16 protein-coding genes and 1 tRNA gene are annotated in these 18304 nt (G+C 68.0%); 7 read left to right on the top strand and 10 right to left on the bottom strand.

Going from position 1 to position 18304, the window contains the following annotated elements; all coding sequences use genetic code 11:
* The first annotated feature begins 4 nt into the window (after nucleotides 1–4).
* A complete protein-coding gene (locus tag ACPCUW_RS31505) occupies nucleotides 5–1798 on the top strand; it encodes an AMP-dependent synthetase/ligase (protein WP_423428863.1) in 1794 nt (597 codons plus the stop codon).
* Nucleotides 1799–1874: 76 nt separating this feature from the next.
* Here ACPCUW_RS31505 and ACPCUW_RS31500 read toward each other — a convergent pair whose 3' ends face one another.
* Nucleotides 1875–2186: a hypothetical protein gene (locus tag ACPCUW_RS31500; protein ID WP_423428862.1), complete on the bottom strand. Its 312-nt coding sequence runs from the start codon at nucleotides 2184–2186 to the stop codon at nucleotides 1875–1877.
* Nucleotides 2187–2736: 550 nt separating this feature from the next.
* On the opposite strand from ACPCUW_RS31500, the gene thiC reads away from it, so the two are divergent.
* Nucleotides 2737–4368, top strand: a complete 1632-nt coding sequence (gene thiC / locus ACPCUW_RS31495; RefSeq protein ID WP_030516597.1) for a phosphomethylpyrimidine synthase ThiC — start codon at nucleotides 2737–2739, stop codon at nucleotides 4366–4368.
* Nucleotides 4369–4480: 112 nt separating this feature from the next.
* Here the strand turns inward: thiC and ACPCUW_RS31490 are convergent, their stop codons facing one another.
* Entirely contained in the window at nucleotides 4481–5119 is a 639-nt protein-coding gene (locus ACPCUW_RS31490) for a TetR/AcrR family transcriptional regulator C-terminal domain-containing protein (RefSeq protein ID WP_104367298.1), read from the bottom strand.
* Nucleotides 5120–5207: 88 nt separating this feature from the next.
* Here ACPCUW_RS31490 and ACPCUW_RS31485 point away from each other — a divergent pair, with 88 nt between their 5' ends.
* The gene (locus ACPCUW_RS31485; RefSeq protein ID WP_423428860.1) at nucleotides 5208–6695 is read left to right on the top strand and encodes an FAD-dependent monooxygenase; all 1488 of its coding nucleotides are present in this window, start codon (nucleotides 5208–5210) and stop codon (nucleotides 6693–6695) included.
* Between the two features lie 9 nt (nucleotides 6696–6704).
* Here ACPCUW_RS31485 and ACPCUW_RS31480 read toward each other — a convergent pair whose 3' ends face one another.
* Nucleotides 6705–7352, bottom strand: a complete 648-nt coding sequence (locus tag ACPCUW_RS31480) for a TetR/AcrR family transcriptional regulator (protein WP_423428858.1) — start codon at nucleotides 7350–7352, stop codon at nucleotides 6705–6707.
* 86 nt (nucleotides 7353–7438) lie between these two features.
* Between ACPCUW_RS31480 and ACPCUW_RS31475 the strand changes: the two genes are divergently transcribed.
* The gene (locus ACPCUW_RS31475; protein WP_423428857.1) at nucleotides 7439–8572 is read left to right on the top strand and encodes an epoxide hydrolase family protein; all 1134 of its coding nucleotides are present in this window, start codon (nucleotides 7439–7441) and stop codon (nucleotides 8570–8572) included.
* 47 nt (nucleotides 8573–8619) lie between these two features.
* On the opposite strand, the gene ACPCUW_RS31470 is transcribed toward ACPCUW_RS31475, so the two are convergent.
* Nucleotides 8620–8757, bottom strand: coding sequence for a hypothetical protein (locus tag ACPCUW_RS31470; RefSeq protein WP_423428855.1), 138 nt, complete (start codon nucleotides 8755–8757; stop codon nucleotides 8620–8622).
* 147 nt (nucleotides 8758–8904) lie between these two features.
* On the opposite strand from ACPCUW_RS31470, the gene thiD reads away from it, so the two are divergent.
* The 3 genes from thiD (at nucleotide 8905) to ACPCUW_RS31455 (ending at nucleotide 13092) form a co-directional block, all read left to right on the top strand.
* Nucleotides 8905–9750: a bifunctional hydroxymethylpyrimidine kinase/phosphomethylpyrimidine kinase gene (gene thiD / locus ACPCUW_RS31465; protein WP_423428854.1), complete on the top strand. Its 846-nt coding sequence runs from the start codon at nucleotides 8905–8907 to the stop codon at nucleotides 9748–9750.
* Between the two features lie 112 nt (nucleotides 9751–9862).
* Nucleotides 9863–11134 (top strand): bifunctional glycosyltransferase family 2/GtrA family protein, encoded by a 1272-nt coding sequence (locus tag ACPCUW_RS31460; RefSeq protein ID WP_231509323.1) that lies wholly within the window; start codon nucleotides 9863–9865, stop codon nucleotides 11132–11134.
* A 20-nt stretch (nucleotides 11135–11154) separates the two neighbouring features.
* The gene (locus tag ACPCUW_RS31455; protein WP_423428897.1) at nucleotides 11155–13092 is read left to right on the top strand and encodes a glycosyltransferase family 39 protein; all 1938 of its coding nucleotides are present in this window, start codon (nucleotides 11155–11157) and stop codon (nucleotides 13090–13092) included.
* 98 nt (nucleotides 13093–13190) lie between these two features.
* On the opposite strand, the gene ACPCUW_RS31450 is transcribed toward ACPCUW_RS31455, so the two are convergent.
* The 6 genes from ACPCUW_RS31450 to ACPCUW_RS31425 all read right to left on the bottom strand — a co-directional run bounded on the left by ACPCUW_RS31450 (nucleotide 13191) and on the right by ACPCUW_RS31425 (nucleotide 18298).
* Nucleotides 13191–13263 (bottom strand) — tRNA-Glu (locus tag ACPCUW_RS31450).
* A gap of 86 nt (nucleotides 13264–13349) precedes the next feature.
* Nucleotides 13350–13487 carry a hypothetical protein gene (locus tag ACPCUW_RS31445; RefSeq protein WP_167355071.1) on the bottom strand — a complete coding sequence of 46 codons (138 nt, stop codon included), beginning with the start codon at nucleotides 13485–13487 and terminating at the stop codon, nucleotides 13350–13352.
* 84 nt (nucleotides 13488–13571) lie between these two features.
* Nucleotides 13572–14186: a TetR/AcrR family transcriptional regulator gene (locus tag ACPCUW_RS31440; RefSeq protein ID WP_063030014.1), complete on the bottom strand. Its 615-nt coding sequence runs from the start codon at nucleotides 14184–14186 to the stop codon at nucleotides 13572–13574.
* 7 nt (nucleotides 14187–14193) lie between these two features.
* Nucleotides 14194–14982 (bottom strand): enoyl-CoA hydratase family protein, encoded by a 789-nt coding sequence (locus tag ACPCUW_RS31435; protein ID WP_064903798.1) that lies wholly within the window; start codon nucleotides 14980–14982, stop codon nucleotides 14194–14196.
* 110 nt (nucleotides 14983–15092) lie between these two features.
* Entirely contained in the window at nucleotides 15093–16253 is a 1161-nt protein-coding gene (locus tag ACPCUW_RS31430; RefSeq protein WP_064903780.1) for an acyl-CoA dehydrogenase family protein, read from the bottom strand.
* A gap of 23 nt (nucleotides 16254–16276) precedes the next feature.
* Nucleotides 16277–18298 (bottom strand): biotin carboxylase N-terminal domain-containing protein, encoded by a 2022-nt coding sequence (locus ACPCUW_RS31425; RefSeq protein ID WP_305781387.1) that lies wholly within the window; start codon nucleotides 18296–18298, stop codon nucleotides 16277–16279.
* Nucleotides 18299–18304 lie beyond the last annotated feature (6 nt).

Here is an 18304-nt window from a genome sequence, read left to right as displayed (position 1 = left end):
AGCTATGCGCGAATACAGCCTGCCGGCCCTACAGGAAGTTCCGCCCGGCGCCACCCTCGGCGACCTTGTTCACCGCAACGCCGAAAAATATCCCGACGTCGCGGTCATCGCTCGAAAACGCGACTCCCGATGGGAGGATCTGACCGCGGTCGAATTCCTCGCCGAGGTGCGAGCGGCGGCCAAGGGCCTGATCGCCAGTGGTATCGAGCCGGGCGATCGGGTGGCGATCATGTCCCGCACCCGGTACGAGTGGACACTGCTCGATTTCGCCCTCTGGTGCGCCGCGGCCGTCACCGTTCCGGTGTACGAGACGTCCTCCGCCGAACAGGTGCAATGGATACTCTCCGATTCCGGAGCCGTCGCGGTGATCACGGAAACCGCCGCGCACACGGCCGTCGTGGGCAAGGTGCAGGAACAGGTGCCCGATCTCGCGCACATCTGGGAGATCGAGGCGGACGCGGTCGCCACCCTCGTGCGAACCGGCGCCGATGTCACCGACGCCGCGCTGGACGAACGGCGCTCCGCGATCGCCGGGGACTCTCTCGCGACCATCGTCTACACCTCCGGCACCACCGGCCGGCCCAAGGGATGCCGGATCACCCACGGCAACTTCCTCGGCGAACTGAGCAACGCGACCGCACGCCTGCCGCAGCTGTTCCGCACGGGCGAGTCGTCGGTCCTGCTGTTTCTGCCGCTGGCCCATGTGTTCGGGCGGCTCGTCGAGGTGGCCGCCGCGCTCGTACCGATCAAGATCGGTCATGTCGGCGACGTCAAGAACGTCACCGAAGAGCTGGGAACCTTCCGGCCGACGCTGATCCTCGGCGTACCGAGGGTTTTCGAGAAGGTCTTCAACGCGGCACGCACGCAGGCGCAGTTGACGCACCGGGGCCGGATCTTCGACATCGCCGCCGACACGGCGATCGCCTACAGCCGCGCCTTGGATGCCGACCACGTCCCGCTGGGGCTGCGCTTACGCCATCAGGTCTTCGACCGTTTGGTGTACCGCAAGCTGCGAGCCGCGCTCGGTGGCCGGGCCACGCACGCCCTCTCCGGCGGTGCTCCACTCGGCGAACGCCTGGGACACTTCTTCCGCGGCGTCGGCTTCACGGTGTTGGAGGGTTACGGGCTCACCGAAACCTCCGGAATCGCCACCTTCAACCCGGACGACCGGCCGAAGATCGGAACCGTCGGCCAGCCGGTGCCGGGCACGACGGTTCGCATCGATGAAGACGGCGAGATCCTGCTGCGAGGTCCCCAGATGTTCCCCGGCTATTGGAACAACCCCGTGGCCACCGCGAACACCTTCCGCGACGACTGGTTCGCCACCGGCGACATCGGCTCACTCGACGACGAGGGCTACCTCACCATCACCGGCCGCAAGAAGGAGCTCATCGTGACCGCCGGCGGCAAGAACGTCGCCCCGGCGGTGATCGAAGACCGCATTCGAGGCCACGCCATCATCGGCGAAGTCGTGGTCGTCGGCGACGCCAAACCCTTCGTCAGCTGTCTGGTGACCGTCGACAGCGAGCACTTTCCGATCTGGAAGCAGCTGCACGGCAAATCCTCCGAGGCCACCCTCGCCGACCTCGATTCCGACCCGGAGTTGCTGGGCGCGATCCAGGAGGCCATCGACGACGGCAACGCGGCCGTGTCCCAGGCCGAGGCGGTCCGGAAGTTCAGGCTGCTGCGCACCGAATTCACCGAGGCCAACGGCTATCTCACCCCGTCACTCAAACTCAAGCGCAACGTGGTCCTGCGCGACTTCGCCGACGAAATCGACGCACTGTATTCGGCGTAGCAGGGCCGGTTCGCCCGAGTTCGCTAGGAGGTGCCGGATCGAGCGACGGGCCTGAAGCCGTTCTCGGCGATCACGATCACACTCGGCCGATCCAGCTTTCCGGCTTCGTAGACCGCCTGTCGAGATGGGTCGACATCAACAGCATCCAGGTTTGCCACGGCGTTCCGGCACCGAGCGGCTCGCCGGCATTCGCCGCCAGCCGCCTGTAGTAGTCGCGCAGTTCCCCTTCGGTCATCGCGAAGACCAGCGCCGGAACGACCGGCGTCTCTCCGGCAGCCGTGATCCGCAACCGCCCCTCGTCGTCCCGGTCGATCCGATATCCGGCCTCGGTACCGGCACGAATGACCGACTCGACGAGTTCGTCCGCACTCGGTTCAGATTTGTCCACGACACCACTGTCGGCCACGATCACCGTGGGCTGCACCGTTTTCACTATCGCGCCGGTGACATGGTTGACCAGGTCAGTGCGGATGTATCCACACGCGCCCCACGGAAACGAGGCATGCACGGAATTTCAACTCGGCTCCCCCGCCGGGCGCCGAACGGCGCCATATCGAACAACCACCGCCCCTTGGTGATTCGTGCCGAGAGTAGACGAAGCGCCGAGCTCTGTCCACGGATTTCGGCGCACCCACCGTCGTCGGCACGGGCGCTCGCTGCCGTGATGGCAGTGCGGCCAGCGCAATGAACACAGCCAGTCGAGTCGTCGTCGAGGACCGCATCGCAGGATTCGCCACTGTGCAGTTCGAGCACCCCGCCGCTGCGGGGGCAGTGACGCGCCCCACGGTCGCGCGGTACCCTCGGCCGGGTACCACATCGTGCCAACGGGGGCTCGCACCAGCGGGCTGAGAGGACGGCTAGCCCATTCGGGCGGATCGAGGGCCGTCGACCGTACGAACCTGACCGGGTAATGCCGGCGTAGGGAGGATTGAGCTCACATGTCGTCGAACCATGTCACCACCGGCCCCATTGCGGGCAGCGCAAAGCACTACGAGCAGATCGACGCCGACGGGACGACGTTGCGCATCCCGGTCCGCCGGATCAACCTGACCAACGGCGAACACTTCGACGTGTACGACACCTCCGGGCCGTACACCGACGATTCGGCGACGATCGACCTGGAGGCCGGACTTCCGAAGCTCCGCGCCGGCTGGACCGAACCGGACGTGCCGGGCCCGCGCACTCAGCTGGCCTGGGCCAGAGCCGGCGCGATCACCGCCGAGATGCGGTATATCGCTGCGCGCGAAGGTGTTTCGCCGGAATTGGTTCGCGACGAGGTTGCCGCCGGCCGGGCCGTGATCCCCGCCAACCACAACCATCCCGAATGCGAGCCGATGATCATCGGCAAGAAGTTCGCGGTGAAGATCAACGCCAACATCGGCAACTCCGCGGTCACCTCCTCGATCGCCGAAGAGGTGGAGAAGATGGTGTGGGCCACCCGCTGGGGCGCCGACACCATCATGGACCTGTCCACCGGTAAGAACATCCACGAGACCCGCGAGTGGATCCTGCGGAATTCGCCGGTACCGGTCGGCACCGTGCCGATCTATCAGGCGCTGGAGAAGGTGAACGGCGATCCGACCGAGCTGACCTGGGAAATCTATCGCGACACCGTGATCGAGCAGGCCGAGCAGGGCGTGGACTACATGACCGTGCACGCCGGGGTGCTGCTGCGGTACGTACCGCTGACCGCCAAGCGCGTCACCGGCATCGTCTCGCGCGGCGGTTCGATCATGGCGGCGTGGTGTCTGGCCCACCACCAGGAGTCGTTCCTGTACACGAACTTCGCGGAGCTGTGCGAGATCCTCGCGAAATACGACATCACCTTCTCGCTCGGCGACGGACTGCGGCCCGGTTCCATCGCGGATGCCAACGACGAGGCGCAGTTCGCCGAACTGCGCACCCTCGGCGAGCTGACCAAGATCGCGAAATCCCATGGCGTGCAGGTGATGATCGAGGGCCCGGGCCACGTCCCGATGCACAAGATCGTGGAGAACGTGCGGCTCGAGGAGGAGCTGTGCGAGGAGGCGCCGTTCTACACCCTGGGCCCGCTCGCCACCGACATCGCACCGGCCTACGACCACATCACCTCGGCGATCGGCGCGGCGATCATCGCCCAGGCCGGCACCGCGATGCTCTGCTACGTCACCCCGAAGGAACATCTGGGGCTGCCCAACCGCGACGATGTGAAGACCGGCGTGATCACATACAAGATCGCCGCGCATTCCGCCGATCTCGCCAAGGGGCATCCGCGGGCGCAGGAACGCGACGACGCATTGTCCAAGGCGCGCTTCGAATTCCGCTGGCACGACCAGTTCGCGCTGTCGCTGGACCCCGACACCGCGCGGGAGTACCACGACGAAACGCTGCCCGCCGAACCCGCCAAGACCGCTCACTTCTGCTCGATGTGCGGCCCGAAGTTCTGCTCGATGCGGATCTCCGCCGATGTGCGCGAGTACGCGGAGAAGCAGGGACTCACCGACGTGGAGGCGATCGAGGCCGGTATGGCCGAGAAGTCGGCCGAATTCGCCGAGGCCGGTGGAAAGGTCTATCTGCCGGTCGTGTCCTGACAGCGAAAGCTGTTGTGCCGTAACGGTCCGGCCGTTACGCTGCGCGCGCCGACGCCCGCTCGCCGCCAGGGCGTGCGTCGGCGCCGCAGATGTGCCGCACGCCCGCGACTCATCACTCGATGTTCGCGAGCGTCCGGATTCCGGTGAGGATCACGCGGACGCCGTGGTCGAATTCGTCGTTCGGATCGATCGAGGACAGCGTGGTGACCAGGTGGGCCGTACGCGGATAGCGATCGGGGTCCACCGCCCGGTCGAGGTCGGCGTAGGGGTTGTCGGCACCGTAGTCCGCACCCGTACGCGCCTGCTCCTCGATCACGAAGCCGACCGTGTAATGCAGGACGATCGGGAAGACCCACCCGGCCTGATCGGCGGAGAAGCCCGCGTCCTCCAGTGTGCGTAGCGTCAATTCCATTGTGCGCCACATCGATTCGTCGCTGACGTAGGTACCGGCGAGCAGTCTGCCGCCATCGCGGTGGCGCAGCATCGAACGCCGCAGCCGCCCGGCCAGTTCGGCGATCCAGTCCTGCCAGCTCTCGCCCCGGCGCGGCCCCTCCACGCGGTCGACCGCGGCGGTGAAGACCGCGCGCGCCATCACATCGAGCAGTTCCTGCTTGTTCTTGACATGCCAGTACAGCGCCGGCGCCTGCACATTCAGCGCCGACGCCACCTTGCGCATGGTCAGCCCGTCGAGCCCGGTCTCGTCCAGCAGCTCCAGCGCGGCCGCGCCGATGACGTTGGCGTCGAGTTTCATCGCACCTCCCAGTCGATTGCTTGACAGCTTAACAACGTTCTGGTCTCCTTAACGACGTTAAGGATTTAACAACGTTAAGGAGCGGGTCGTGCACACAACCGAGGTAGTCGTCGCAGGTGGCGGGCCTACCGGCCTGATGCTGGCGTACGAATTGCGGCTGGCCGGGGTCGAAGTGGAACTGCTGGACGCGCTGCCGTCCCGCACCGGCGAATCCCGGGCCGGAGGTATTCACGCGCGCACCATGGAGATCCTCGATCAGCGCGGCCTGCTCGACGAGCTGCTGCGTCAGGGACGCACTCTGCCGCGGGGACATTTCGGCGGACTTCCGCTCGACTTCAGCGACTTCCACACCCGCTTCCCGTACACGCTCGCGGTGTTGCAGTCGGTGATCGAGCGCGAGTTGGACCGTCACGCGACGGCGGCCGGCGCGCCCGTCCAGTGGGATTCGCCGGTCACAGGATTTCGTCAGGACGATTCCGGGGTGGAGGTCGAGGTCGGCGGGGCCCACCCCCGCCGGATCCGCGCCGCTTACCTGGTCGGCTGCGACGGCGGGCGCAGTGCGGTGCGCAAGCTCGCGGGCATCGGCTTCGACGGTACCGACGCGACGGTGACGGGAATGATCGCCGATGTCGAACTCGCCGCTCCCCCTGCCGAGTTGTTCTTCGGCGCCCGGGGCGCTACCGGCGACTATTCCGTGATTCAGTTCGAGCCAGGGTGGTACCGGCTGATCGCCCAGTGCCACGACCGGGTGCGCGAGCGGGGCAGCGAGTTGACCTTCGACGAATTTCGCGGCGTATTCACCGAACTCGCCGGCACCGATTTCGGTATGCACAGCCCGCGGTGGGTCACCCACTACGGCGATGCCGCCCGGCAGGCCGATCGCTACCGCGTCGGCCGGGTGTTCCTGGCCGGCGATGCCGCGCACATCCATTTCCCGGCCGGTGGCCAAGGCCAGAATCTGGGTCTGCAGGATGCGGCCAACCTGGGCTGGAAGCTGGCCGCCGTCCTGCGCGGCAATGCCTCCGACGCGCTGCTGGACACCTACGAGTCCGAACGCCGGCCGATCGCCGCACGGGTACTGCAGAACACACGCGCCCAGACGGCGCTGTCACGACCTGGCGCACACGTGGACGCGTTGCGCGACAGCATGTCCGACCTCCTCGCGATCGACGAGGTCCGTGATCGCCTCGGACTCATGATCACCGCGCTCGACATCCGCTACGACTGCGGTGACCACCATCCGCTGTGCGGCCGGCGTGTTCCGGATTCCGACATCGTGACTGCCGACGGCCCCGCCCGCGTCCATGAACTGCTGCGCCCGGGGCGGCCGATCGTGTTGGTGCGCAACGCAGCCGAGGTGCCCGATATCAGCGACTGGAAGGATCGGGTGGACATCGTGTGCGCACAGGATCGGGGCGCCGAATGGACCGTTCCCGGCCTCGGGCCCGTTCCGGCACCCACGCATACCCTCATCCGCCCGGACGGCTATATCGCCTGGGCCGCAGTCGATTCCAGCACCGAGGGGTTGGACGCGGCGCTCACCACCTGGGTCGGCGCGAATACCGCAGTGCGGTGAATTCGACGGCTACTTCCGGGGCTGCCAGCGCGCGGTGAAATCCTCGGGTTGCGGTGCGGGGCCGGGGAGTTCGCCCGGGGTGCGCAGACCGTCGAGCAGCAGGGCAAGCATGCGATGACGCAGTTGCGTGGTCCGGGTGGGATCGGGGAGGACGATCGCCGCGCACGCCTCCAGCACCAGGCTCAGGTCGGCGACCGTCACCCCGTCGCGCACGGCGCCGGAAACCGTTGCCCGGCGCAGTATCTCCTCGTTCAATTCCGCCGAGCGCCGCACCTGAGGGGCGAAGGATTCGTCCGGCGTGAAGGTCCCGGCCAGTCGCACGGTCAGCGAATGCACATCGGCGTCGACCACCCGGCGCAGGAATTCCGCCAGCACGTCCGCATCCGCCGGCAACTCCAGCGCGGCCTCACCCTCGGCGTTGTAACGGCACAGCCCCTGGTAGCAGAGCGTGCGCAGCAGCGCCTCCTTACTCGGATAGCGGCGATACAGCGCGCTGATCCCCACCCCGGCCCGTTCGGCGACGGCCGAGATCGGCGCGGTCGCATCGGCGAGGAAGACCGCGCGGGCGGCGTCGAGGATGATCCCGTCGTTGCGCGCGGCCTGCGCCTTGCGGCCGGGAAGCGCCTGGTGAGCTGGGGCGTCGGCTGATTTCGGCATGATCGCAGCGTAGCACTTGAAACGGAATGATCCGTTCTGATACGGTCTGAACAGAACGAAACATTCCGTTCCAGAGGGAGACGATCATGACCATCCGCCCGTTCCACATCGACATCCCGCAGGACCGCCTCGACGACCTCGCCGATCGGCTGCGCCGGGCGCTGTGGCCGAACGAACTGCCCGGTGTGGGTGACGCCTACGGTGTGCCGGGAGATCGGGTGCGCGCGCTCGCCGAGTACTGGCTGAACGAATTCGACTGGCGTGCAACGGAAGCCCGGCTGAACGCGTATCCCCAGTTCCGCGCGGAGATCGACGGCGAGGACATCCACTTCCTGCACGTCCGCTCGTCGCGGCCGGATGCCCTGCCGGTGATCCTCACCCACGGCTGGCCCGGTTCCGTACTGGAGTACCTGGACGTGATCGAGGCGCTCACCGAACCGGAATCCCCCGACCATCCGGCCTTCCACGTGGTCCTGCCGTCGCTGCCGGGTTTCGGCTTCTCCGGCCCGACCCGCAGCACCGGCTGGGACACCCAGCGCACCGCCCGGGCCTGGGTGGAGCTGATGGATCGGCTCGGCTACCAGCGCTTCGGCGCGATCGGCAACGACGGCGGATCGATGATCTCCCCGGAGATCGGCCGGCTGGCCGGTGATCGCGTGGTGGGGGTCCACGTGACGCAGTTGTTCTCCTTCCCCTCCGGCGATCCGGCGGAATTCGAGGGCTTGTCCGAACAGGACCTGGGGGCGCTGGCGCACCTGCAGTGGTTCCACGACAACAAGATGGCGTTCAACATCCTGTGCAGCCAGCAACCGCAGACACTGGCCTACGCGCTCAGCGACTCCCCGCTGGGGCTCTTGGGCTGGAACGCACAGCTTTTCGGTGAAAGCCTCGATCCGGAATTCGTGATCGCCAATATCGCGCTGTACTGGCTCACCGGCACCGCGGCCTCCTCGATCCGGTTCTACTACGAGAACGCCCACGCCACCGCGCATCCGGACGGGCCGACCACCACCCCCACCGCCTTGGCCATGTTCGCCGGGGATTTCCAGTCGATCCGCCGCTTCGCCGAGCGCGACCACAAGAACATCGTCAGCTGGAATTCCTACGACGCGGGATCGGTGACCGGCGGACCCAACGACGCGGCCGGCCACTACGCCGCGCACGAGGCGCCGGAGGTGCTGGTCGGCGACATCCGAACGTTCTTCGCCCGGGTCCGGTGAATCCCCCGGCGGCTGAGCAGTCGTACCGACTGCTCAGCCGGGGCGCCCTACCGCTGCTTCTTCCCCTCGACCGTCGTCTCGGCACCCGATGAGGTGACGCCCTTGGCCTTCTTCTCCGCTCGCTTCTCCTTCAGCGACTTGCCGGACTTCTTGGACATGGTGCTGCGCGGAGATTTATCGGACATGAGGGTCCTTTGTTTGGCAGGATTCCAATGATCCTGTTGGCTCGACCGTACGCGCCCGGACTCCCGCATCGGCGTAATGCGCCATCAGCACGGCCGCGTGGATGACCACGCTGCGGTCGCGTGCCGGCGCGTCGTAGGGTCTGTCTCGTGAAACTGCTGCCGTTGCCGGAACCGGGTGCTACGCCGGTCCGGGTGCTGACGATCGCCGGAACCGACTCCGGGGGCGGGGCCGGAATTCAGGCCGATTCGCGGACCATGGCGCTGCTGGGGGTGCACGCCTGCGTGGCGGTGGCCGCTGTGACGGTGCAGAACTCGGTGGGGGTCAGTGGCTTCCACGAGATCCCGCCGCAGACCGTCGCCGATCAGGTGCGGGTGGTGACGGACGATATCGGGGTCGCGGCCGCCAAGACCGGCATGCTGGCCTCGACCGCCATCATCGAGGCGGTGGCGCAGGTCTGCGACGAGGTCGGTATCGGACGCGACGGCACGGTGCCGCTGGTGGTCGATCCGGTGGCGGCCTCGATGCACGGCGACCCACTGCTGCATGCGGAAGCCCTGGACGCACTGCGCTCGGTTCTCATTCCGCGCGCCACGCTGGTGACCCCGAATCTGGACGAGGTGCGGCTGCTCACCGGCATCGCCGTCGCCGACGACCGCACCGCCCGCAAGGCCGCCGAGGCGCTGATCGCACTCGGCCCGCGCTGGGCCGTCGTCAAGGGCGGCCACCTGCGCTCCTCCGAATTCAGCACCGATCTGCTGTTCGACGGCGAGCGCTTCCACGAGCTCACCGCGCCCCGCATCACGACCGGTAACGATCACGGCGGCGGCGACACCCTGGCCGCCGCCTCCGCCTGCGCCCTGGCACACGGCTACCGGGTGCCGGAGGCGGTGGCCTTCGCCAAGGAGTGGACCACGCGCTGCCTGAAGGACGCCTACGACCTCGGCGCCGGCCACGGTCCGGTGTCGCCGCTGTGGCGGCTGCGCGAGAACTGAATTCGCCTCACGACCAGGCCGGACGAACCGGCGCGCTCCCAGGAAGCTCACAGGTCGGACGCAGCGCTGCCCAAGGCTGATCGCCGAGATTGGGATCATGACCGAGACAGCGATGGCGTTCCAGGCGGCCACCACCCCCGACTCGACGCGCACACCGGTGCTCGAGGTCGTGATCCCGGTGTACAACGAGGAGCGCGATCTCGCCGGATGTGTCCGCCGGCTGCACGCCTTCCTGCGTGACGGATTTCCGTTCTCGACCCGAATCACGGTGGCGGACAACGCCTCCACCGATTCCACGCTCGCCGTGGCGCGCGCACTCGCCGAGGAGCTGCCCGAGGTCGAGGTCGTCCACCTCGACCGCAAGGGCCGCGGGCGCGCGCTGCGTGCGGTGTGGGAGGCCTCGAAGGCACAGGTCGTCGCATATATGGACGTCGACCTGTCCACCGACCTCAACGCCCTGCTGCCGCTGGTGGCCCCGCTGGTCTCCGGACATTCCGATCTGGCGATCGGCACCCGGCTGGCGAAATCCTCGCGGGTGGTGCGCGGCCCCAAACGTGAGATCATCTCCCGCTGCTACAACCTGATTCTGCGAGCCTCGCTGCAGGCCCGGTTCTCCGACGCCCAGTGCGGATTCAAGGCGATGCGCACCGATGTGGCGCGCCGGATCCTGCCGCTGGTCGAGGACGGGGAATGGTTCTTCGACACCGAACTGCTGGTGATCGCCGAACGCGCCGGGCTGCGCATCCACGAGGTGCCGGTGGACTGGATCGACGATCCGGACAGCCGCGTGGACATCGTCGACACCGCCCGCAAGGATCTGCTCGGCGTGTGGCGGGTGGGCCGCGGCCTGGCCACCGGCGCGCTGCCGATCAACGAGCTGCGCGCCGCCATCGGGCGGGAACCGCTGGTGGACGGGGTGCCGCTGGGCATGGTCGGGCAGCTGGTGCGCTTCGGCATCATCGGTGTGCTCTCCACCCTGGCCTACATGCTCCTGTACGTGATGTTGCAGGCCGTGGTGGGCGCCCAGCCCGCGAACTTCGCCGCCCTGCTGATCACCGCGGTCGCCAACACCGCGGCGAACCGCGCCTTCACCTTCGGCGTGCGCGGCTCGGGCAATGCGGTCTCCCATCACTTCCAGGGCCTGCTGATCTTCACCTTCGCCTGGGTGTTGACCAGTGGTTCGCTGTTCGCCCTGCACCGGTGGGCGCCGGACGCGTCCGTGCACGTGGAACTGCTGGTACTGGTGGTCGCGAACCTGGTGGCGACGCTGACCCGATTCGTGGGACTGCGCTGGGTTTTCCGCAACGCGGTCGCCGGCAGCGCCGTCGAGGACATCGCGGTCGAGGACGTTGCGACGGCACAGGCCTCAACGGAACCGCGGTGACCACCACCCTCATCCGGCCGATGTCCCCGGACGCGTCGGCCGCACCGCCGTCGCCGGCTACGGACCGGCCACGGTGGGAGCGGCCGGCGCTGACCGCGCTCCTGCTCACGACAGCCGTCGCCTACCTGTGCAACCTGAGTGCCAACGGGTGGGCGAATTCCTTCTATGCGGCTGCGGCACAAGCGGGTTCGGTGTCGTGGAAGGCGTTGCTCTTCGGTTCCTCGGATGCCGCGAACGCGATCACCGTGGACAAGACCCCGGCCGCCCTGTGGCCGATGGATCTGGCGGTGCGGGCGTTCGGGCTGTCCAGTTGGAGCCTGCTGGCGCCGCAGGTGCTGATGGGCGTGGGCGCGGTCGCGCTGCTGTGGGCGACGGTGCGCCGGCCTTTCGGGCCGGTGGCCGGTCTGCTCGCGGGCGCGGCGCTCGCCGTGACACCGGTGGCGGCGCTGATGTTCCGGTTCGACAATCCGGATGCGCTGCTGGTCCTGCTGATGGTGGCGGCATGCTGGGCCATGACGCGCGGGCTCGAGGACGGGCGGCTGCGATGGCTGGTGCTGTGCGGCGCCATCATCGGATTCGGCTTCCTGGCAAAGCAATTGCAGGTGCTGCTGGTGGTCCCCGCCCTCGCGATCACCTACCTGATCGCCGGCCCGCCACGTCTGGGCAAGCGGATCGCGCATCTGGGCGCCGCGGCGGCGGCCATGGTCGCCGCCGCCGGCTGGTGGATTCTGCTCGCCGAGCTGTGGCCGGCCGCTTCCCGGCCGTATTTCGGTGGTTCCCAACATAATTCGGTACTGGAGCTGACCTTCGGATACAACGGCCTGGGCCGGCTCGACGGCGACGAGGTCGGCAGCCTCGGCTCACACGGCGGCGGATTCTGGGGCGAGAGCGGGCTGACCCGGCTGTTCCAGCCCGCCCAGGGCGGTCAGATCGCCTGGCTGCTTCCGGCCGCGCTGATCCTGCTCGGCGCGGCGATCGTTCTGCGCGGCAGAGCATCCCGCACCGACCGTCAACGCGCCGCGCTCGTGATGTGGGGCGGCTGGCTGCTCGTGACCGCCCTGGTGTTCAGCTTCATGCGGGGCATCTTCCACCAGTACTACACGGTGGCGCTGGCCCCGGCGATCGCGGCACTCGTCGGTGCGGGGACGACGCTGCTGTGGCGGCGCCGGGAACGGCCGTGGGTCCGAGCGGTCGCCGCGGTGACGATGGCGACGACGACCGCCACCGCGTGGATGTTGTTGTCGCGCAACATCGAATTCGTACCGTGGCTGCGATGGCTGGTGCTGCTCGGCGGGATCGCGGTCACCGTCGCGCTGCTGTCGCCGGCGCCGCGGCGGATCGCTGCCGCGCTGGCGATCGCCGCGGGCCTGGTCGGCGCCGCGGGGCCGCTCGCCTATACCGTCGACACCCTCGCGACCGCGCATACCGGGCCGATTCCCAGTGCCGGGCCCCGGATGCCGATGCACGTTCGTGCGGGTACGCGGATGCCGTGGGGGCAGAACTCCGGCGCCGAGGGTTTCGGGCCGGGTACGCACGGTGGCCGGGCTGGCGGTCCCGCCGCGGGCCCCTGGGGACGCGACAACCCGGGCGGCAACGCGATGCAGGTCAGCACACCGAGCGAGAAGTTGACCGCCCTGCTGGACCGCGACGGCGAGGCCTACAAATGGGTCGCGGCCACGGTGAGCTCGAACCGGGCGGCCGGATACCAGCTCGCCACCGAACTGCCGGTCATGGCGATCGGCGGATTCAACGGCAGCGATCCCGCCCCGACCCTGGACCAGTTCCGCGACCACGTGGCGGCGCTGGATATCCACTACTTCGTCGACGGTGCTGATCGCGGGCCGGGCGACGATGCGACGGATTCGACGGCGGCGCGGATCACCGCCTGGGTGCGGCAACATTTCACCGCACAGAACGTGGACGGGGTGACGATCTACGACCTGACCGTGCCGCGATGAGCGAGCCGACCCGCGAACGACATGTGCTCCCGCGAATGACATGTGCTCCCGGAAACGACAATGCCCGCCCTCGAAAGAGGGCGGGCATCGCGTTGTTGTAGCCCCGACGGGATTTGAACCCGCGCTACCGCCTTGAGAGGGCGGCGTCCTAGGCCGCTAGACGACGGGGCCGAGAACTTCGCTCCGGGAACCGGAGCCCGGTCAGCTTATCGGTCCCGGGCGGCGGCACCAAATCCGGTGTTCACATACCGTCGATCTCAGAACGGCTTGCCCTGGATGAGCCCGAAGATTCCGGCGATGAAGAACAACGGGATGAACAGCGCGGTCGCCACCGGGTCGCCGTTGAGATATCCCTGCCGAATACCTTCCAGAGCTGCCGCAGAACCCGAATCCATGATCGATTCCCCTCGCTCGATATCCGATGAATTTGTCCGGCTACGGTAGCGTGGCGCGGCGCTGTTCCCACCGGCGGGCATGGGTCAGTGCGGGGTGTGCAACCCCATGTGCAGGGTCGCCGCCCATTGATGCACGATCTGTTTGCGCCGGACCGAGTCGTCGGTCAGAACGTCGGCCAGGCCGAGGCCGCGCGCCATGTCGAGGGTGGCCTGCACGAGGTGGTGGGCGACCGGGTCGGAATCGTCGACGCCGAGGGCCTCGACGGCCAGGCGATGCGAGATGCGGCCGAAGTGAGCCTCCAGCGGCACGATGCGTTCGCGCAACACCGGATCCGCCGCGGCGTGGGTCCACACCTGCAGCGCCGCCTTGAACAGCGGAGTCGTATAGGACTCGACCAGCTGCGCCACCACCGCCTCGGTGCGGCCGACGCCCTGCGCCACCTCGGTCACGGCCGCCGCCTCGGCCTTGGACTGCGCCATCCGGGTGTCGAACATGTACTCGAGGGCAGCGGTGATCAAATCCTCCCGGGTGGGGAAATGATGTTGGGCCGCCCCGCGCGAGACCCCGGCCCGTTCGGCGACCACCGCGACAGTGGCCGCCGCCCAGCCCATTTCGGCCAGACAGTCGATGGTCGCCTCGAGCAATCGCTGACGGGTGGCCCGGCTGCGGTCCTGCTTGGGTTCGTGCGATGCGGTCATGATCGGTTCATTCTGCCCAGCTGGGTGGGCGACGCTGGAAGAAGGCCGTCATCCCCTCGATCACCTCGGGTGTGCCGAAGAAACTGCCGGAACGTTTGGCCAGCTCATCGGCGGTGCGATCGAATTCCGCGACGATGGACGCATTCACCAGCCGCTTACTTTCGGCCAGCCCCTGCGGGGACCCCTTGCGCAGTTCGCCGCACAGGCGGGCCACCTCGGCAGCGGCATCGGCGGCCGCGACGGTGATCAATCCGATCCGCTCGGCCTCGGCCGCGTCGAAGGTCTCTCCGGTCTGGTAGTAGCGGGCGGCGGCCCGGGAGGTCAGCCGCGGCAGCAGTGTGAGCGAGATCATGAACGGCGCCAGGCCCAGCCGCGCCTCGGTGAGCGCGAAACTGCTCGACGGTCCGGCGACGGCGATATCGCAGGCGCCGACGATGCCCATCCCACCCGCACGCACATTGCCGTCGACCTGCGCGACCACCGGTTTGTGCAGTTCGACGATGCCGCGCAGCACGTCGATCATCCATCCGGTGCGGATATCGGCAGCCGCGGCCGGATCGGCGTCGAGCGCCTCCTTGAGATCCGCGCCGGCGCAGAACGTATTGCCGGTGTGGGTGAGGATCACCCCGCGGGCCTGCTCGTCGGCGCCGGCCTTGCGCAGTCCGTCGAGCAGCTCCCGAACCAGCTTCGAGGACAACGCATTCCGATTGTGCGGTGAATCCAGCGTGAGCACCGCGAAGCCGTCGCGCACCTCGTATCGCACGAAAGGCGTTTCGGTGCCGCCGGTTTCGGTGATCTCGGTGCCGGTTTCGGTGCCGGGGGTTTCGCTCACGTGATTCCTCCTCGTCCGGTTCGGGTGGGTGTGCTCGGCCGGGCAGCGCAGGGGCGGCCCGGCCGGGTCACCGCTCAGTACGACTTCGGCAGACCCAGCGAATGCTGGGAGACGAAGTTCAGGATCATTTCCCGGCTCACCGGTGCCACCCGCGCGATCCGGGCCGCGCCGAGCATGCCCGCGAGACCGATATCCGCGGTCAGGCCCGAACCACCGTGCGTCTGGATGGACTGATCCAGGGCCTTGATACTCGCCTCCGCCGCAGCATATTTCGCCATGTTGGCAGCCTCCGCGGCACCGAAGTCGTCGCCGGAATCGTAGAGGACCGCGGCCTTCTGCATCATCAGCTTGGCCAGTTCGAGTTCGATCTTCACTTGGGCCAGCGGATGCGAAATGCCCTGGTGCGCCGCGATCGGCGTCTTCCAGACCTGCCGCTCCCGGGCGTATTCGACGGCTCGGTCGATGGCGTAGCGGCCCATGCCGACCGCCATCGCCGCACCCATGATGCGCTCGGGATTCAGACCGGCGAACAGCTGCGCGATGGCGGCGTCCTCCTGGCCCACCAGCGCGCTGCCGGGCAGCCGCACATCGTCGAGGAACAGCGTGAACTGGTTGTCCGGCTCGATGATGTCCATCTCCTGGCGGTTCTTCTGAAAGCCGGGAGTATCGGTCGGGACGATGAACAGGGCCGGCTTCAACTTGCCGGTCTTGGAATCCTCGGTGCGCGAGACGATCAGCACCGCCTCGGCCTGATCCACACCGGAGATGAAGATCTTGCGGCCGTTCAGGATCCAGTCGCCGCCGTCGCGCCGCGCGGTGGTGGTGATGTTGTGCGAGTTGGAGCCGGCATCGGGTTCGGTGATGCCGAACACCATCTTCGACGAGCCATCGGCCAGCTTGGTCAGCCAGTACTGCTTCTGCTCCTCGGTGCCGTACTTGGTGATGATGGTGCCGCAGATCGCGGGCGAGACCACCATCAGCAGCAGGCCCGCGCCCTGGGCGGCCAGTTCCTCCATCACCAGCGCCAGCTCGTAGATTCCGGCGCCACCGCCGCCGTACTCCTCCGGCAGGTTCACGCCGAGGAAGCCGAGTTTGCCGGCCTCGTCCCACAATTCGTCCAGCGGTTCGTTGCGGCGCGCCTTCGCGGAGACGTAGTCGCGGTAGTTGTACTTCGCGGCGAGCTTGGCGACGGCCGCCCGCAACTGCTTCTGTTCGTCGGATTCGATGAAACTCATGGAAATTCTCCTGTTGTGGGCGGCTATCCGGCGGTGACTTCGACCGGTTCGGAGGTGGTTTCGGCGTGGACGACCGCCAGCACGGCGCCGACGTCGACCTGTTGTCCGGCAACCACATTCAGTTCGGTGAGCACACCGGCCGCCGGGGCGGCGATGGTGTGTTCCATCTTCATGGCCTCGAGCCAGAGAATCGGCTGTCCCTTCTCGACGGCGGCGCCGACCTCGGCACCCAGCCGGATCACCGAACCCGGCATCGGCGCCAGCAACGACCCCTCGGCGACCTGGTCGGCCGGGTCCGAGAAGCGCGGGAGCCGGCGAACCGCGACCGGGCCGAGCGGCGAATCGACGGCCACCAGGTCGCCGTAGCGAGCGACCTCGAACCGCCGCCGCACCGAGCCACGCTCGCCGGGCACACCCAGGACCACCACATCCGGTGTGGCCTCGATCAGTTCGAGTCCCGCATGGCCCTCGACCTCGAGCCCGGAGCGGGTCAGGCGGTAGCGCACCTCGTGTGTCCCCGACACCCGGCTCTCGTAGGACTTGCTCTGCGCCTGCGAGGGCAGATTGCGCCATCCGCTCGGCAGCGCCGCGCCGACGCGCGCTCGCGCCCGGTTGGCGGCCGCGTCCGCCAGCGCCGCCGCGACGATGGACAGCGCCTCGTCGTCCGCCGAAACCAGCGGCGCGGCGAGATTTTCCAGTCCGTGCGTGGCGAAGAACGCGGTATCGGTATCACCGGCGAGGAAGGCCGGATGCCGCAGTACCCGGACCAGCAGGTCGCGGTTGGTGACCAGACCGTGAATGTGGGCCCGCTGCAACGCGGCCGCCAGCAGATGCGCCGCTTCCTCGCGGGTGTCGGCATAGGAGATGACCTTGGCCAGCATCGGGTCGTAGAACACCCCGACCGCCGAACCGTCCACCACACCGGAGTCCAGCCGCAGACCCGGCTCGGTCAGGACGGCGAATTCGGCTGTGCCCGGCGCGAATTCGATGCGATGCACCGCACCGCTCTGCGGCTGCCAATCGTGCGCCGGATCCTCCGCGTACAGCCGCACCTCGATGGAGTGGCCGCGCAGGGGCGGCGGGTCCTGCGGCAGCCGGTAGCCCTGCGCCACCTGCAGCTGCAGCCGGACCAGATCCAGGCCGGTGGTGCATTCGGTGACCGGATGTTCCACCTGCAGGCGGGTGTTCATCTCCAGGAAGAAGAAATCGCCCTGCTCGTCGGCGAGGAATTCGACCGTGCCCGCACCCTCGTAGCCGATCGCCTCGGCGGCGAGGCGAGCCGCCTCGAACAGCCGCTCCCGCATCCCCTCGACCCGCTCCACCAGCGGCGACGGCGCTTCCTCGACGACCTTCTGATGCCGCCGCTGAATGGAACATTCGCGCTCGCCCACCGCCCAGACCCGGCCGTGGGTGTCGGCCATCACCTGCACCTCGATATGGCGGCCGGTTTCCAGGTAGCGCTCGCAGAACACCGTCGGATCGCCGAAGGCCGATTCGGCCTCTCGCCGGGCGGCCTCGAGCTGTTCCGGCAGGTCCGCCTGCGAGCGGACCACCCGCATACCGCGCCCGCCACCTCCGGCCGACGCCTTGATCAGCACGGGCAGCATGTCCGCGGTGACCTCGGCCGGATCGAGTTCGGCCAGCACCGGAACGCCCGCGGCGTCCATCATCTTCTTGGATTCGACCTTCGAACCCATCTGCTCGATGGCCGCGACCGGCGGGCCCACCCATGCCAGGCCGGCATCGATCACCTGACGCGCGAATTCCGCGTTCTCGGAGAGGAATCCGTAGCCGGGATGGATCGCGTCGGCGCCCGCGGCACGGGCGGCCTCGATGATCAGATCGCCGCGCAGATAGGTCTCGGCGGGGGTGTTGCCGGGCAGCCGGATCGCCGCATCGGCCTCGGCCACATGCGGTGCGTTCGCATCCGCGTCGGAATACACCGCGGTCGTGGCGACGCCCATACGCCGGCAGGTCGCGAACACCCGACGGGCGATCTCCCCGCGGTTGGCGACCAGGACGTTCGTGATCGGCCCTACTGTCATCTCAGA

Source organism: Nocardia sp. AB354 (assembly GCF_049538315.1).
Taxonomy (GTDB): Bacteria; Actinomycetota; Actinomycetes; order Mycobacteriales; family Mycobacteriaceae; genus Nocardia; species Nocardia nova.
The sequence above is the reverse complement of the archived record's forward strand: the minus strand, read 5'-3'. Positions and strand labels throughout refer to the sequence as shown.